The sequence below is a fragment of the Streptomyces sp. Go-475 genome (genome assembly GCF_003330845.1).
Taxonomy (GTDB): Bacteria; Actinomycetota; Actinomycetes; order Streptomycetales; family Streptomycetaceae; genus Streptomyces.
This window is the reverse complement of record NZ_CP026121.1, coordinates 2,790,101-2,805,623: the sequence shown is the minus strand read 5'-3', so window position 1 is coordinate 2,805,623 and position 15,523 is coordinate 2,790,101. Positions and strand designations below refer to the sequence as shown.

13 protein-coding genes are annotated in these 15,523 nt (G+C 71.6%); 11 read left to right on the top strand and 2 right to left on the bottom strand.

The features are described from left to right. Window positions 1–77: 77 nt before the first annotated feature. From C1703_RS12855 to C1703_RS12845, 3 genes are all read left to right on the top strand, one after another. Entirely contained in the window at window positions 78–1,574 is a 1,497-nt protein-coding gene (locus C1703_RS12855; RefSeq protein WP_114252444.1) for a bifunctional cytidylyltransferase/SDR family oxidoreductase, read from the top strand. A gap of 201 nt (window positions 1,575–1,775) precedes the next feature. Continuing rightward, a complete protein-coding gene (locus C1703_RS12850) occupies window positions 1,776–3,854 on the top strand; it encodes a hypothetical protein (protein WP_114252442.1) in 2,079 nt (692 codons plus the stop codon). A 204-nt stretch (window positions 3,855–4,058) separates the two neighbouring features. Then, window positions 4,059–5,267 carry a glycosyltransferase gene (locus C1703_RS12845; RefSeq protein ID WP_114252440.1) on the top strand — a complete coding sequence of 403 codons (1,209 nt, stop codon included), beginning with the start codon at window positions 4,059–4,061 and terminating at the stop codon, window positions 5,265–5,267. A 207-nt stretch (window positions 5,268–5,474) separates the two neighbouring features. Here the strand turns inward: C1703_RS12845 and C1703_RS12840 are convergent, their stop codons facing one another. Then, window positions 5,475–7,511 carry a hypothetical protein gene (locus C1703_RS12840; RefSeq protein ID WP_114252438.1) on the bottom strand — a complete coding sequence of 679 codons (2,037 nt, stop codon included), beginning with the start codon at window positions 7,509–7,511 and terminating at the stop codon, window positions 5,475–5,477. A gap of 315 nt (window positions 7,512–7,826) precedes the next feature. On the opposite strand from C1703_RS12840, the gene proB reads away from it, so the two are divergent. From proB to C1703_RS12815, 5 genes are all read left to right on the top strand, one after another. Continuing rightward, window positions 7,827–8,933 carry a glutamate 5-kinase gene (proB, locus tag C1703_RS12835; RefSeq protein WP_114252435.1) on the top strand — a complete coding sequence of 369 codons (1,107 nt, stop codon included), beginning with the start codon at window positions 7,827–7,829 and terminating at the stop codon, window positions 8,931–8,933. Between the two features lie 134 nt (window positions 8,934–9,067). Then, window positions 9,068–9,526 (top strand): hypothetical protein, encoded by a 459-nt coding sequence (locus C1703_RS12830; protein ID WP_114252433.1) that lies wholly within the window; start codon window positions 9,068–9,070, stop codon window positions 9,524–9,526. Between the two features lie 106 nt (window positions 9,527–9,632). Next, window positions 9,633–10,919: a glutamate-5-semialdehyde dehydrogenase gene (locus C1703_RS12825; RefSeq protein WP_114252431.1), complete on the top strand. Its 1,287-nt coding sequence runs from the start codon at window positions 9,633–9,635 to the stop codon at window positions 10,917–10,919. A 143-nt stretch (window positions 10,920–11,062) separates the two neighbouring features. Further along, entirely contained in the window at window positions 11,063–11,665 is a 603-nt protein-coding gene (locus C1703_RS12820) for a hypothetical protein (RefSeq protein ID WP_114252429.1), read from the top strand. An 89-nt stretch (window positions 11,666–11,754) separates the two neighbouring features. Next, the gene (locus tag C1703_RS12815; RefSeq protein WP_114252427.1) at window positions 11,755–12,825 is read left to right on the top strand and encodes a hypothetical protein; all 1,071 of its coding nucleotides are present in this window, start codon (window positions 11,755–11,757) and stop codon (window positions 12,823–12,825) included. Between the two features lie 103 nt (window positions 12,826–12,928). On the opposite strand, the gene C1703_RS12810 is transcribed toward C1703_RS12815, so the two are convergent. Further along, on the bottom strand, window positions 12,929–14,056 hold the full coding sequence (locus tag C1703_RS12810) for a M48 family metallopeptidase (protein WP_114252425.1): 1,128 nt from the start codon (window positions 14,054–14,056) through the stop codon (window positions 12,929–12,931). Window positions 14,057–14,181: 125 nt separating this feature from the next. On the opposite strand from C1703_RS12810, the gene C1703_RS39255 reads away from it, so the two are divergent. From C1703_RS39255 to nadD, 3 genes are all read left to right on the top strand, one after another. Then, window positions 14,182–14,340 (top strand): hypothetical protein, encoded by a 159-nt coding sequence (locus tag C1703_RS39255; RefSeq protein ID WP_198678153.1) that lies wholly within the window; start codon window positions 14,182–14,184, stop codon window positions 14,338–14,340. A gap of 174 nt (window positions 14,341–14,514) precedes the next feature. Further along, complete coding sequence (locus C1703_RS39250; protein ID WP_094057638.1) at window positions 14,515–14,679, top strand: hypothetical protein; 165 nt, start codon at window positions 14,515–14,517, stop codon at window positions 14,677–14,679. A gap of 85 nt (window positions 14,680–14,764) precedes the next feature. Then, a complete protein-coding gene (gene nadD, locus C1703_RS12805) occupies window positions 14,765–15,508 on the top strand; it encodes a nicotinate-nucleotide adenylyltransferase (RefSeq protein ID WP_114252423.1) in 744 nt (247 codons plus the stop codon). The last annotated feature ends 15 nt before the right edge of the window (window positions 15,509–15,523 follow it).

Sequence of the window (15,523 nt, the reverse complement as noted above, 5' to 3'; positions counted from 1 at the left end):
AGGTCGCTCACCTTGCACTGCGGTAACCACAAGTGGGACCATTTCCAAGTTCCCTGTCGCCCCAAGGTAGGTCACCTGTGTCCCAGCACATAGCCAAGCCCCGTACCACCGCAGTGATCCTGGCCGGTGGCACCGGTCAGCGGGTGGGTCTGTCGATCCCCAAGCAGCTGCTGAAGATCGCCGGCAAGGCAGTCATCGAGCACACCCTGACCACCTTCGAGAACGCCGAGTCCATCGACGACATCATCGTGCTGATGGCGCCGGGCTATGTGCCCGATGTCGAGAAGATTGTCGCGAAGGCCGGATTCAAGAAGGTCTCGAAGATCATCGAGGGCGGCTCCACGCGGAACGAGACCACCGAGCGCGCCATCTCCGCCCTGGGCGAGGGCCTGGCCGAGGGCGAGGACGTCAACGTCCTCTTCCACGACGCCGTGCGCCCCCTGCTGTCGCAGCGCGTCATCGACGACTGCGTCGCGGCGCTGGAGCGCTACCAGGCGGTCGACGTCGCCATCCCGTCCGCGGACACCATCATCGTCACGCGCACGCACGGCGAGGACGGCGAGTTCATCACCGAGATCCCGGACCGCTCCCGGCTGCGCCGCGGCCAGACCCCGCAGGCCTTCAAGCTGTCCACGATCAAGCGGGCCTACGAGGTCGCCGCCGGCGACCCCAACTTCCAGGCCACCGACGACTGCTCCGTGGTGCTCAAGTACCTGCCCGACGTGCCGATCCACGTCGTCGCGGGTGACGAGTACAACATGAAGGTCACCCAGCCCGTCGACGTCTTCATCGCCGACAAGCTCTTCCAGCTCGCCTCCACGGCCGCGCCCGAGCAGGTCTCCGAGGAGGCCTACCGCGAGCTGCTGACCGGCAAGACGGTCGTCGTCTTCGGCGGCTCCTACGGCATCGGCAAGGACATCGCCGAACTCGCCGAGTCCTACGGCGCCACGGTCTACGCGCTCGGCCGCTCCACCACCGGCACCCACGTGGAGAACCCGGAGGAGGTCGACGACGCGCTGTCCAAGGCGTACGCCGAGACCGGCCGCATCGACTACGTCGTCAACACCGCCGGCGTGCTGCGCATCGGCAAGCTCGCCGAGACCGACAACGCCACCATCGAAGAGGCGCTGAAGGTCAACTACCTGGCCCCGGTGCAGATCGCCCGTTCGTCGTACAAGTACCTGTCCGAGACCAAGGGCCAGCTGCTGCTCTACACCTCCAGCAGCTACACCCGCGGCCGCGCCGAGTACAGCCTCTACTCCTCGACCAAGGCCGCGATGGTGAACCTCACCCAGGCCCTGTCCGACGAGTGGGCCGGCGACGGCGTCCGCGTCAACTGCATCAACCCCGAGCGCACCGCCACCCCGATGCGCACCAAGGCCTTCGGCCAGGAGCCGGCGGGCTCCCTGCTGTCCTCCGAGGCCGTGGCCCGCACCTCGCTGGACGTGCTGCTGTCCGAGCTGACCGGCCACGTCATCGACGTCCGCCAGCAGGACCCGACGGCCGGCGCCGCCCGGGCGTCCGGCTTCGAGCAGGCGCTGGCCTCGGTGCTGGACCGGCAGGACGGCGTGTAATAATTGGCGCCAAATAGACTCCAGTAATTCAGGCCTCTGCGCCCTTCTGTTCACGGTTTCGTCGACAGGGGTGTTCGCAGGGGCCTGAATCCATACAGTCTCGCGAATATTCACAGACCAGCCGCATTTCAGAACAAGACCGGCACACCCCTCCCAAGAGCAGGTTTCTCCGTGATATCCACCGCTATTCGCGTCGCCCGGGTGGGCAGCGCGGCCGAGCTGGCCGCGGCGGTCCTCATGGTGGCGGGCTTCCCCGCTCTCATGCTGGCCGCGCTCGTCCCGAGCGTCCCCGCCTTCGCGGCAGCGGCCGCCGTGACGTACCTGGCGGACCACTATCTGCACCGCAAGGGCAGCTACCTGATCAACCGCCTCGGCAAGGTCCGGGCGGGCCTGTCGATCCGCTTCCTGATCCGGCAGCTGCTGCTCGTCCTGCTGCTGGCCCGGCTGTCCCTCGCGGACAACCTGATCTACTACGGGGCGATCGCCTGCTTCATCGCCTTCTACGGTCTGCAGGCCCCGCACGGCGCGCTGGTCCAGCTGATCCGCAACCGCCGCCGGATGCCGGTCGCCACGCGCAACATCGACCTGAAGTCCCGGATCCGCATCCCGGACGCCCCGCCGCGCGGCCTGCTGCACCGCTCCGCCGAGAAGATGCTGCACCTCGACCTCGCGGCGGTCGTCGGCATCCTGGTCGCCGCACAGGTCAAGTCGGCGCTGATCGGCTTCATCGGCATCGGCATCACGGTCGTCCTCGGCGCCCTGTACGTCCTGGCGCTCGTGCCGTACGTGCGCGGCCGGAAGATCCCGCCGAAGGCCGAGCGGGTGCTGGCCGCCGTCGACGACTGGCTGGGCGAGTACCAGCCGGAGACCGTCCTGTACTTCTCCGGTTCCAAGGACTCCGCCTACCAGGTCAACATGTGGCTGGACACCATGGAGAACCTGGACTCCAAGCCGCTGATCATCCTGCGTGAGCGGGTCATCCTGAACAACCTGGCGCCCACCACGGTCCCCGTCATCTGCGTGCCCGGAGGGGTGCACCTGATGAACCTGGACCTGTCCACGGTGCGGGTCGCGCTCTACGCCGCCAACGTCGGCAAGAACATCCACCTGCTGCGCGTGCCCACCATGAAGCACGTCTTCATCGGCCACGGCGACAGCGACAAGCTCGCCAGCGTCAACCCGTTCAGCAAGGTCTACGACGAGGTGTGGACGGCCGGCCGCGCGGGCCGCGACCGCTACGCCATCGCCGACGTCGGTGTCCGCGACGACGACATCGTCGAGGTCGGCCGCCCGCAGCTCGCCCCGATCCAGACCTGGCAGGGCGTGCCCGAGGGCCGTATCCCGACCGTGCTGTACGCGCCCACCTGGGAGGGCTGGGACGGCAACCCCGGCAACACCTCGCTCGTGCTCGCGGGCGAGAACATCGTGAACCGGCTGGTCACGGCCGACCCGCCGGTCCGCGTGCTGTACAAGCCGCACCCGTTCACCGGCACCGTCAGCAAGGACGCCAAGGCCGCCCACCAGCGCATCACCGCGCTGGTCCGCAAGGCCGCGGCGGACCGCGCCGCCGACTCGCGCTTCGCCGCCGACAGCGCCGCCCAGGCGAAGGCCAAGGCCGAGCTGACCCGGATCGAGGCCCGCATCGCCGAGCTGGTCGGCACCGGCGGCGACAAGGGCCGCGACGAGGCCGAGGCCACCCGTGACGGGCTGGTCGACGTCGCCCGGCACGAGGAGGTCGCCCGGCTGCGCGCCGAGTGGAACGACGCCTACTGGCGTTCCTTCCCCACCTGGGAGCACCGCGTCATCACCGGCGCCGAGCCGCGGCTGTACGACTGCTTCAACGTCTCCGACGCGATGGTCTCGGACATCTCCAGCGTGGTCTCCGACTTCATCGCGAGCGGCAAGCCGTACGCGGTCACGGACTCCGCTGAGGTGGGCGCCGAGGAGTTCAAGCGGAACAACACGGCGGTGCGCGCCGCGGTGATCCTCTCCAACAGCGCGAACGAGCTGGGCGAGCTGCTGCGCGCCGTGCGCGACCCGGCCGCCGACCCGCTGGCCGAGGACCGCAAGGAGCTCAAGCAGTACCTGCTGGGGCCGGACGAGCCGACCTCCATCGACCAGTTCAACACCGCGGTCGCGAACCTCGCCATCAAGGCCGAGACGCGCAACGTCGGCCAGGAGTCAAGGGTCTCGGCCGCCGCCGAGAGCTCGCTGGCGAACGCCGTGCCCGGGCAGCGGGTCTCCGCGGCCGGTGAGACGGACGGTGTCGGCACGGCCTGAACTGCCGCCGCCGGCTGAAGGGTTCGGCCCCCGAGGAGTCTTCCTCGGGGGCCGAACCTTTTCGTTTTCCCCCATCCTGCCGGTTCACCGTGTGAGGTGTCTCACTAAAACGTGCGATCGAGGCAACCGCTTGCCTCGATCACCCGTCTACCAAGTAGCGAATGAGGCGATACGGGGGGAATATCCCATTGACTAGGGGGAAACGTGACCGTTGCGCAGCCTGATGTGAGCGTGATCATCGGGGCGTACGAAGCGATGCCGTACCTGATCGAGTGCCTCGCGTCCGTAGAGGCGCAGACCCTCGATCCGGAGCGCATCGAGGTCATCGCGGTGGACGACGGATCGACGGACGGCACAGGGGAGTACCTGGAGGAGTTCGCCCAGCGGGCTCCCATGCACGTCCTGGTGGTCCGTCAGGAGAACTCCGGCGGCCCCAGCGGCCCGCGCAACGTCGGCCTGGCCAAGGCCAGCGGGCGTTACGTCTTCTTCCTCGACGCCGACGACCGGCTGGGCCCCGAGGCCCTGGAGCGGATGGTCGCCATGGCCGACCGCGCCGGCACGGACGTCGTCCTCGGCAAGGTCGAGGGCGTCAACCGCTCCGCGCCGAAGTCCATGTGGGGCAAGACGGTGGAGCGGACGGACGTCTTCTCCTCCAACATCAAGTTCACGCTCAGCGCGCAGAAGCTGTTCCGCCGCGCGTTGCTCGAGCGGCACGGGATGCGGTTCGACGAGTCGCTGTTCACGGGCGAGGACGCGCTGTTCACCATGGAGGCGTACCTGCGGGCGGACGGCGTCTCCGTCGTCGCCGACCACACCTGCTACTACCTGGTGGGCCGTGACGACGGCAAGCACGTGACCAAGAGCGGCAGTTACACGCTGCGCTTCGACTCCGCGCGCGCCCTGATGAAGCTCATCGCCGAGCACCTCCCGGCGGGCGGCCGGCGCGACCAGCTGATGGTCCGGCCCTTCCTCGTGACCCTGCTGCCGCAGTTCGGGCCCAAGTTCCTGACGGACAGCGAGGAGATCCGCCGGCACAAGTTCGAGCTGGCCAAGCCGCTGATGGACGCGTACTGGACGGAGGGCGTCGCCCAGCGCCTCAAGGTCCACGAGCGGCTGCGTCTGCACCTGGTCGCCGAGCAGCGCCCCGAACTGCTGCTGGACGTCGTGAAGTTCGTCAAGGCGAAGAAGCAGGCGGCGGCCCTCCTGGAGAAGAAGGGCCGCCGGGTCTACCTCGTCTACCCGCACTTCCGCGACAAGGCCGCGGGCATCCCCGACTCGGTCTACCTCGCCGAGCCACGCGAGGCACGAGCCTTCCCGGGCTACCGCGAGGGCGGCGTGGACACGTTCATGCGACGGGCTGTGCGCAAGGCACGGCGCGTGCTGACCTCGCGCGAGGTGCGGCCGGCGGCGTGACGGCGGGCGGCGCGGTGGGCGGACGCCGCGTGCGGGTTGACGCCGACACTGACGCCGCGTGCGGGCGGGCACCGAGGCGGATGCCGCAGGGAGGCGGGCGCCGAGGTCGATGCCGCATGCGGGCCGACGTCGACGCTGACGCCGACAGCGGTGCGGGGCCACGGGATGTCTCCCCGTGGCCCCGCGGTCGTCTCGTCGTCCGGTGCGTCAGCGCGGTGCGGTCGGGAGCGCCGCCTCGGTGCGCTGGCCGGGCAGTTCCGCGGCCAGGCGCTCCGCCACCCGGGCCCGGTGGTCCCGGGCCTTCGCGCACAGCGCCCGCACGGCCTCGCCGAACCGCTCCTGCGACGACGGCTCGGCCGGCCCCAGCAGGCGCAGCTTCAACGCGGCGCGCGCCTCGGCCAGCCCGTCCTTCTCCGGGTGCCGGACGGCCTCCAGCAGGTCCGGCACCCCGGCCGCGTCGGGCGTCAGCACCGTCGCCGCCGCCACCGTCGGGAACGCCGCGCGGAAGGCGTCCTCGGGCAGCCCGCTGGTGTTGGCGACCGCGTACGGCTTCCCGCTCGCCAGGAAGTCGCTGATCACGCTCGACACATCGCTGATCAGCAGGTCGGCCGCGTTGAAGCAGGAGTACAGCGCGGGCCGGGCGTCCGTGACGACCTGGTGCTCACCCTCCGGCAGCGAGGCCCAGTACGCCTCCTCCCACGCCGCCGTCGCCCGCGCCACCGCCTCCGCGCGGCCCGGCTCCGGCGCCGACTGCACCAGCATCCGCTCCACGGTGTCGGCCCCGGCCCGGAAGACGGACGTGGTGAGCCGGTCCAGCTCGGCGGCGCGGGCGGCCAGTTCCGCACCGGCCGGCGGACGCGCCTCCCCCCGCTCCCGGTTGGCCGCCCGGATCAGCTCCCGGATGCGCAGATCGGCGGCGCCCGCGCGCGGGTCCACCGACCCCGTCAGCGGATGCGGCTTGTACAGCAGCCGCACGCCCGGGTCGGCGAGCAGCGCCCGCACGAGGTTCTCACCGGCCTCCACGACCGAGGTGTTGCCGGGGTTGCCGTCCCAGCCCTCCCAGGTCGGCGCGTACAGCACGGTCGTCCACGTCCCCGCCGGCGGACCCGCGTACGGCGTCACGCCGTCCAGCTGCGGGCGGCCCGTCTCCACCACGTCCTTGTCCTCGACGCCCACCTCGGCCAGCGCGTACCGCTCGCGAGCCGCCGGGCCGGCCACCCACACCTCGTCGTACGCCTTCGCGTACGGGTTGCACGAGGACAGCTTGTCGCTCTCGCCGTGGTTGACGAAGGTGTGCTTGATCGTGGGGATGCGCAGCACCTGCGAGGTCTTGCCGGAGTTCGACGGGTGGATGAGGACCTGGAGCGTGGAGTGCTCCAGCCGCATCAGCGTGGACACCTTCGGCAGGCACACGATCGGGATGTCCGTCGCCGCGATCTTCTGCACCATGAACCGCTCGCGCAGCACGATGACCGGCCTGCCGTCCAGCTCGGCGAGCGGCTCCAGCCACATGTTCGCCTGGTAGGCCGAGGAGGCACCGCCCGAGAAGTACAGGCCGACGGTCGGCCGGTACGCGGCCAGCCATCCGTCGAACCACTCCAGCACCTCCTGCTCGCCGGCCGGACGGCGTCCCGGCAGCAGCCGGAGCAGCAGCGCGCCGAGGCCGGTGAGCGCGAGGGCGAGGGAGAGCGCGATGCCCGCCGCCGCGCACACCGGCTGGTCGCCCGGCACGGACGCCAGCAGCCCGGCCGTCGCCGGCAGGCCGAACACCAGCAGCCGGTGCCCGGGGCGGCGCAGCAGCACGGCCGGGGCCGGGGACAGCCGCAGCGCCGCGGCGTCGATGTTCCGGGTGACCACCGGCAGGGTGCGGGTGCGGCGGACCAGCACGGAGACCGCCTGGATCGCGCAGTGCAGCGCGTAGAACGCGAGCAGCCCGGCGACCAGCGGGGCGTACACCGTCTCCCGGTCCTGCTCGCCGAGCCGCAGCAGGGCCACGACCAGCAGCAGGTCCCGCAGGACGTGCCGCACGGTGATGTCCGCGTGCGACTTGGCGAACAGCGACAGCACACCGCGCTGCCACCGGTACAGGGCACCCTCGGTGGCCAGGGAGACGGCCGTCGCGGCGAGCAGCAGCGGGACGTGGGGCAGCAGCGCCGCGACCGCCTGGACGGCGAACGCGGCGGCCAGGACGACGGCGACCAGCCCCTTCAACAGGGCCGGTGGGCGGGGGAGGGGTACGGGCACTGCGGTCTCCAGGAGCGTCGGGGCGGACCAGGTCGGCCGTCCGGGTTAACGCGCGGCGACCTCCTGACGACACGCGCGTGTCGTCGGGCCGATGAGGGCCACCGCGTCCCATCGCGCTGTCGGGCGGTAGCGGAATATGACGTTCCTTTCGTGGGCGGCCGGAATCGTCCGCGTCCCGCCCTGCTGTGACCCCGCCCGCACCGTCCGTAGCGTGGACCGGCTCGGCGCCGTATCCGCGCGTCCCGTAGATTTCCTGGTGAGGGACCGGAACGCAGCGAGGGGACGGACGGCGACGTGGCAGGGGCAAGGCAGGCCGTGGGCGAGGCCCGCAGGATCGTCGTCAAGGTCGGTTCCTCGTCGCTGACCACCGCCTCCGGCGGCCTGGACGCGGACCGCGTGGACGCGCTGGTCGACGTGCTCGCCAAGGTCCGCAGCGGCGGGGAACGCGAGATCGTCCTGGTCTCCTCGGGCGCCATCGCCGCCGGCCTCGCCCCGCTGGGCCTGCGCCGCCGCCCCAAGGACCTGGCCCGCCAGCAGGCCGCCGCCAGCGTCGGCCAGGGCCTGCTGGTCGCCCGCTACACCGCCTCCTTCGCCCGCTACGGCGTCCGCGTCGGCCAGGTGCTGCTGACCTCCGACGACATGAGCCGCCGCGCCCACCACCGCAACGCCTCGCGCACGCTGGACAAGCTGCTCGCGATGGGCGCCTTCCCGATCGTCAACGAGAACGACACCGTCGCCACGGACGAGATCCGCTTCGGCGACAACGACCGGCTGGCCGCCCTGGTCGCCCACCTCGTCCACGCCGACCTGCTGGTCCTGCTCTCCGACGTGGACGGCGTCTACGACGGCGACCCGAGCAGGCCGGGCACCTCCCGCATCGCCGAGGTGCGCGACCCCTCCGACCTCGCGGACGTCGAGATCGGCAGCGCGGGCCGGGCCGGCGTCGGCACCGGCGGCATGGTCACCAAGGTCGAGGCCGCCCGCATCGCGGCCGCCGCCGGCGTCCCCGTCGTGCTCACCAGCGCCGTCCACGCGGCCGACGCCCTGACCGGCCAGGACACCGGCACCTACTTCCACCCCACCGGCAAGCGCTCCGCCGACCGGCTGCTGTGGCTCCAGCACGCCTCCACCCCCCAGGGCGCCCTGACCCTCGACGACGGCGCCGTCCAGGCCGTCGTGGAGCGCCGCAAGTCGCTGCTGCCGGCCGGCATCGCCGCCGTCGAGGGCGACTTCACCGCAGGCGACCCGGTCGAGCTGCGGGACGGCGCCGGGCACGCGGTGGCCCGCGGACTGGTCAACTTCGACGCCAAGGAGATCCCCCGGCTGATCGGCCGCTCGACCCGGGAACTGGCCCGCGAACTCGGACCCGCGTACGAGCGCGAGGTCGTACACAGGGACGACCTGGTCCTCCTGCACCCGTAATGTGTCGAAACGTCCGCCCCCGGTGGTGGACGTTCCGCAAAACCGCCACGCGATCCCTTGCGGCCTGCTCAACTTTGTCTCAGGGAACTGTTCCGCAGCACCGCCGCTGAGCGAAGGAGGCCGTCGTGAGACGAGTGCGCCCTGGGGCCCCGGCGTCCCGTGGTGGTACCGGCTCCCGCGCGGCCGGTGAGGAGCGCGCCCTGACCAGTGTGGCGGCCGGGGACCGGTTCGAGGGCGAGGAACCCGCCGACACCCCGCGCCTGTGGCACGTCACCCTCAGCGTCTCCGGCAAGGAGGCCCCCCTCCCCGAGGTCCGGCGCGCCCTGGAGCAGCTCGCCCACGACCACCCCTTCCTCCTGACCAGCCGGTACGCCGTCGACCACGCGGAGATTCGCTACTGGGAGGAGGCCCGCGACCTGCACGACGCGGCCGCCGTCGCGCTGCGCCTGTGGGGCGAGCACCGGCAGACCGCCGGACTGCCGCCCTGGGAGATCGTCGGCCTGGAGGTCATCGACCGCGCGACCTACCACCAGCGCATCGCCGAGGGGTACGGGCCGCCGCCGGCGTCCCCGGTGGGAATCCACCCGTTCTGAACCGGCCCGGCCGGTCCCCTCCGAGCCGGTCCGGCCGGTCTCGGGAAGTGTCTCGGGGTGTGGAACACGCCGTGAACGGACCCGCTCCGCGCACTACCCTTCCCTCATGACCACGCTTTCTCCGTACGACTCGATGTCCCCGGTCACCGAGGCCGCCTACCGCGCCAAGGCCGCCGCCGCGAGCCTCGCGCCGCTGCCGCGGGCCGAGAAGGACGACGCGCTGCTCGCCATCGCGGACGCGCTGGAGGTCCGTACGAGCGAGATCGTCGAGGCCAACGCCAAGGACGTCGCCAAGGCCCGCGAGGCCGGCATCAGCGAGGGCATGATCGACCGGCTCACGCTCACCCCCGAGCGGATCCGCGCCATCGCCTCCGACGTGCGCGACGTCGCCGCCCTGCCCGACCCGGTCGGCGAGGTCGTCCGCGGCTCCACGCTCCCCAACGGCATCGACCTGCGCCAGGTCAGGGTGCCGCTCGGCGTCGTCGGCATCATCTACGAGGGCCGGCCGAACGTCACCGTGGACGCCGCCGCCCTCTGCCTGAAGTCCGGGAACGCGGTCCTGCTGCGCGGCTCCTCCTCGGCCTACCAGTCCAACACGGCCCTCGTGCGCGTCCTGCGCGACGCCGTGGGCGGCGCCGGGCTGCCCGCCGACGCCGTCCAGCTCGTGCCCGGCGAGAGCCGCGACAGCGTCCGCGAGCTGATGCGCGCCCGTGGTTTGGTCGACGTCCTCATCCCGCGCGGCGGCGCCTCCCTGATCAACACGGTCGTCCAGGAGTCGGTCGTCCCGGTCATCGAGACCGGCACCGGCAACTGCCACGTCTACGTGGACGCCCAGGCCGACCTGGACATGGCCGTCGAGATCCTGATCAACTCCAAGGCCCAGCGGGTCGGCGTCTGCAACGCCGCCGAGACCCTCCTGGTCCACCAGGACATCGCCGCCGAGTTCCTGCCCCGCGCCCTGGACGCCCTCGCGGAGGCCGGGGTCACCGTGCACGCCGACGAGCGCGTGCAGGCCTACGCCAAGGACTCCAAGGCCACCGTCGTCGAGGCGACGGCCGAGGACTGGGAGACGGAGTACCTGTCGTACGACATCGCCGCGGCCGTGGTCGACTCCCTGGACAAGGCCGTCGAGCACATCCGGCTGTGGACCTCCGGCCACACCGAGGCCATCGTGACGACCTCCCAGCAGGCCGCCCGCCGCTTCACCCAACTGGTCGACTCCACCACGGTCGCCGTCAACGCCTCCACCCGCTTCACCGACGGCGGCCAGTTCGGCTTCGGCGCCGAGATCGGCATCTCCACGCAGAAGCTGCACGCCCGCGGCCCGATGGGCCTGCCGGAGCTGACCAGCACGAAGTACATCGTGACCGGGGACGGCCACGTACGGCGCTGAGCCCCCTCCGGTCTCCGGCGGCGCGGAGGTATGCCGAACGGCTCATATGCGTGCGGCAGGCGCGGGCCCGCCGGGCGCGCGCCGTCGCCGCCCCGCGGAAACCGTCTCGACCGGCGGATGAATTTCCATACCGTCTGCCCAAAATGACCCCCCAGGTCTACTCTGGATCCGTGCCGGAGGACGTGGGGGGCACGCCGTTTCCCGACGGCTGGGAGCCCGACGACGACCACGACCGCGGGGTGTCGGACGAAGAGTTCGCCTCCGTGGTCTTCGACGAGGCCTTCGTACGCGCGGCCGTGGTGCACGAGCCGACCGCCGTGGAGCGCCTCCTGGCCGCGGCACAGGCGAGAGCCGAGGCCTCCGAGGCGGAGGCCCGCCGCGCCCGCACCAGAGGCGAGCGGTACGACGACGGGTACGGCCCGGACGGCCACCGTGATTTCGGCCATGATCCCGACCTCGACGAGTTCGACGACTCCGACATCCTCGAGGACCACTACGGGGGCACGGGGCCGTACTCCAAACAGGTCCGCTGGCACCGGCCCGTCGCCTGGCTGCTCGCCCTCGTGATGGGCATCGGCATGGTCGCCCTGGCCTTCACGGCGGTCTACCGGGGAGCCTCCTCCCACCGCGAGGAGCCCGCCCCGCCGCCCGCCTCGACCGGGGTGGAACAGGGCAGCGGGGCCACGCCCTCCGCGTCCGCCGACTACTCCCAGCCGGCCGTCCCGGTGATCCCCCGCACCCCCTGACCGGAACCCGCCCGTGTTGGTGAGAACCTGTCAGAACTTGTGGCCCAGCCCGGCGTTTACCCGGGCTTCCGGCGACCTACCCTGAAGATATGGGCGGGCCTGGAGACCCACCTGAGGGGACACCCGAGGGCGCTCCCGGAGGTGGAGAGGACGAATACCGATCCGTCGTCTTCGACGAGTCGTTCGTCCGTGCTGCCCGCCTTCAGGAGTTCTCCGCGCAGGAACGCATGGCCGACCACGCCCCCGCCGTGCGCCGCCGCCCGCCCCTGCGCCGGGGCCTGTCCCGGCAGGCACTGGTCCTGGTCCTGCTGATCGCCATCGCCTTCGGCACCGCGATCTACATGGGCGTACGGCACCCCTACCAGGCCCCCACCGCCGCGGAGCCCGTCGAGCCGCTGCGGATGACCGTCATCCCGCTCGCCCCCGAGGGCAAGGTGCCCGGTTCGGCCGATCTGGCGTACCTGTACGAGCGCAGCCCGGCCGCGCAGTTCAAGACCGGCGCGGAGGGCGTGCCGCTGCCCGCCTCGCGGCGCACCGCGCACTTCTCCGACAGCCAGGTCGTGGCCGCCCTGACCACGGCCAAGGACTACATCGTCCGCTCCGCCCTCGACCCCGAGGTGCTCACCGGCGGTGAGGTCCGGGCCGTCCGGGTCCTGCTCGCCGCGGACCAGCTGGACCAGTTCGACCAGAGCTTCGCCCGGCCCACCGCGGACGGACGCCACGCGCCCACCGGCTGGCTCGTCCGCTTCGACCCCTCCCGGGCCGAGCTGGCGGACCGCAGGGTCCGGGTCCAGGGCACGCTGCAGGCCGCCGAGGCCGACTCGTCGACGCTCGAGGTGACCGCGGACCACACGTTCGTGTACGCGCTGCGGCCGGCCGGGGCCGGTGACAAGGCCGAGGCGTCCCTGTTCACCGTCCGGCGCGAGCTGCACTTCCGCTTCGACCGCGACGACCTGCGCCTGCACCAGGCCCAGCTCGTCGTCTCCTACGTCCAGGCCGGCCCGCTGTCCTGCGCCGAGGACTCAACGAACCACCTCCGCCCCCTCCTCGCCGGCCAGACGGCCAAGGAGGGCGGCCCCGCGGGCACGGATCCCTACGCGACGGGCAGCGCCACGGCCCTGTGCGGTTCGTTGGCGACGAGCGCGCAGCCGAAGGTCTGAGCAGCCGGGCCACCACGGCCCTGCGAACCGCGGACGCCTGCGACCGGCGCCCGCGCCAGACACCCGCGGCGGACGCGTGTCACAGACGCCCGCGGCAGGCGCCTCAGCTGTCGTCGCGCGGTGGCCGGTCGTCTCCCGGCGTGTCCGACGAACCCGGTGTCTCCGGGCCGCGGGGCGGCTTCTGGGCGGTCGGGTTGGTGAAGCCGCCGAAGCCGCGGCGGACCCGGTCGCCCAGGTCGCCGGCGCCGCCCGCGAGGTCCGTGACCAGCTTCATCAGCGGGTCCTTGGAGTTCTTCACGTGGGTCGAGTAGTGGTTCGCCGACTCCCGCCAGGAGTCCCGGACCGAGGTCTCCTGGTCCTCGTCGCGGCGCGGGTAGTGCCCGTCCATGATCCGCTGGTAGTCCCGCGACTCGGCCCACTTCTTCAGCTCGGCCGCCCGCACCGTGGTGAACGGGTGGGAGCGGGGCAGCACGTTCAGGATCTTCAGCACGGAGTCGCGCAGGTCGCCGCCCGCCTCGTACTCCTCGGCCTGCTCGAGGAACGCGTCCACGTTCATCTGGTGCAGGTGGTTGCCGCCCGCGATCTTCATCAGGCCGCGCATGGACGCCTGCAGGTCCTGCCCCACCAGCAGCCCCGCGCGGTCCGCCGACAGCTCCGACTTGCGGAACCACTCGCGCAGCCCGGTCACGATCGCCATGATCGCGAGGTTGCCCAGCGGGATCCACGCGACCCGGACGGCGAGGCTGGTCAGGAACAGCAGGATGGTCCGGTACACCGAGTGGCCGGACAGCGCGTGCCCCACCTCGTGGCCGACGACCGCCCGCATCTCCTCCTCGTCGAGCAGCTCGACGAGCCCCGTGGTGACGACGATGATCGGCTCGTCCAGGCCGATGCACATCGCGTTCGGCTGCGGGTCCTGGGTGACGTACATCGGCGGGACCTTCTCCAGGTCCAGGATGTAGCAGGCGTCGCGCAGCATCACGTTCAGGTGCGAGAACTGCTGGTCGGAGACCCGTACCGAGTCGGACAGGAACAGCAGCCGCAGACTGCGCTCGGGGAGCAGGCCGCTGAGCGCCTTGAACACCGTGTCGAAACCGCTCAGCTTGCGCAGGGCCACCAGGGCGGAGCGGTCGGCCGGGTGCTCGTACGTACGCGAGGAGATTCCGGGGAAGCGCCTGCGCTGCCTGCTGGGCACATGCTCGTGCCCGTTGTGCTCGTGGCCGTCGGACATGTCTTCCCCCATGTGCGTCTGTGTGACCTTTACGGCCCCTTGTGCGGCCTTTTGCTTCCCCGAGGCTGAGCCCAGCCTAGGCGGAGTTACGGTGGTCGGGCAGTACAGCGAAGGGAACCACCGCCATGGAGCACCACCCCGCCGCCTGGGTCGCCGAGGCCGCCGGCGCAGCCGACCAGCAAGGGGGGCCGGGGTTCCTGCGGATCGTGCTCGTCGTGATGTTCGTGGGCTGTGCGCTGACCGCGTGGTTCCTGCTGCGTGGCTACAGACGGAAGGACGACTGAGGCGACGCGAAGGTTCCCCGCCGGACCCCGGGACCGGGTCCGGCGGCACCGCGCGCGGCCTCCCGCGGCTTCCCGCGGCACGAAGAGGCGGAGTCGGGGTGATCGCGGGTGAGGCGCCCGCTTACGATGAGCCGACGTCTTTAACCCGCCCACACGCGATAGGTCCTGCCGAAGATGAGCTTCCACAGCACCGCTGCCCAGTTGGTCACCCTCGCCGCCGAGGGCGAGGAGCACGGCGGTAACCACGAGAGCCTCAGCCCCTACCTCACCGGTGGCGCCGCCCTCTTCATCCTGCTGCTCCTGCTGTGGATCACCACCCGCTTCAACCGCGACCGCTGAGCCCGGCAGGGCGCCCCCGCGCGGGTGCCCGGGGGACCACGGGGGCGGCCGGAGCCCTCAGGCGGGGCCGGTAGGGTCTGCACGCATGGGAGAGCAGGACATGCCTACCGGTCCGGCGAACGAGACGCCGCACGACCCGGCACCGGACACGGCGAGCGGCACCGAGCGACACTCGGAGCCCCGCCGTGCCGCCACGGCGCCCCGCCAGATCGACGGCCCCGGCAAGAGCCCGTCGCGGCCGGGCAAGCGCCGCCTCGGCGTCATGGGCGGCACCTTCGACCCGATCCACCACGGGCACCTGGTGGCGGCCAGCGAGGTCGCCGCGGCGTTCCACCTCGACGAGGTGGTCTTCGTCCCGACCGGCCAGCCCTGGCAGAAGAGCCACCGCAGCGTCTCCCCGGCCGAGGACCGCTACCTGATGACGGTCATCGCGACCGCCGAGAACCCGCAGTTCTCCGTGAGCCGCATCGACATCGACCGCGGCGGCCCCACCTACACCGTGGACACGCTGCGCGACCTGCGCGCGCTCAACCCCGACACGGACCTCTTCTTCATCACCGGCGCCGACGCCCTCGCCCAGATCCTCACCTGGCGGGACTCGGCGGAGCTGTTCTCCCTCGCGCACTTCATCGGGGTGACCCGGCCGGGCCACCACCTCGACGACACCGGACTTCCCGAGGGCGGCGTCTCGCTCGTGGAGGTCCCCGCCCTCGCCATCTCCTCCACGGACTGCCGTGCGAGAGTCGCCAAGGGCGATCCCATCTGGTACCTGGTGCCGGACGGTGTCGTGCGCTATATCGACAAGCGCGAGCTGTACCGCGGCGAGTGAGCCGAGAGGGGCACC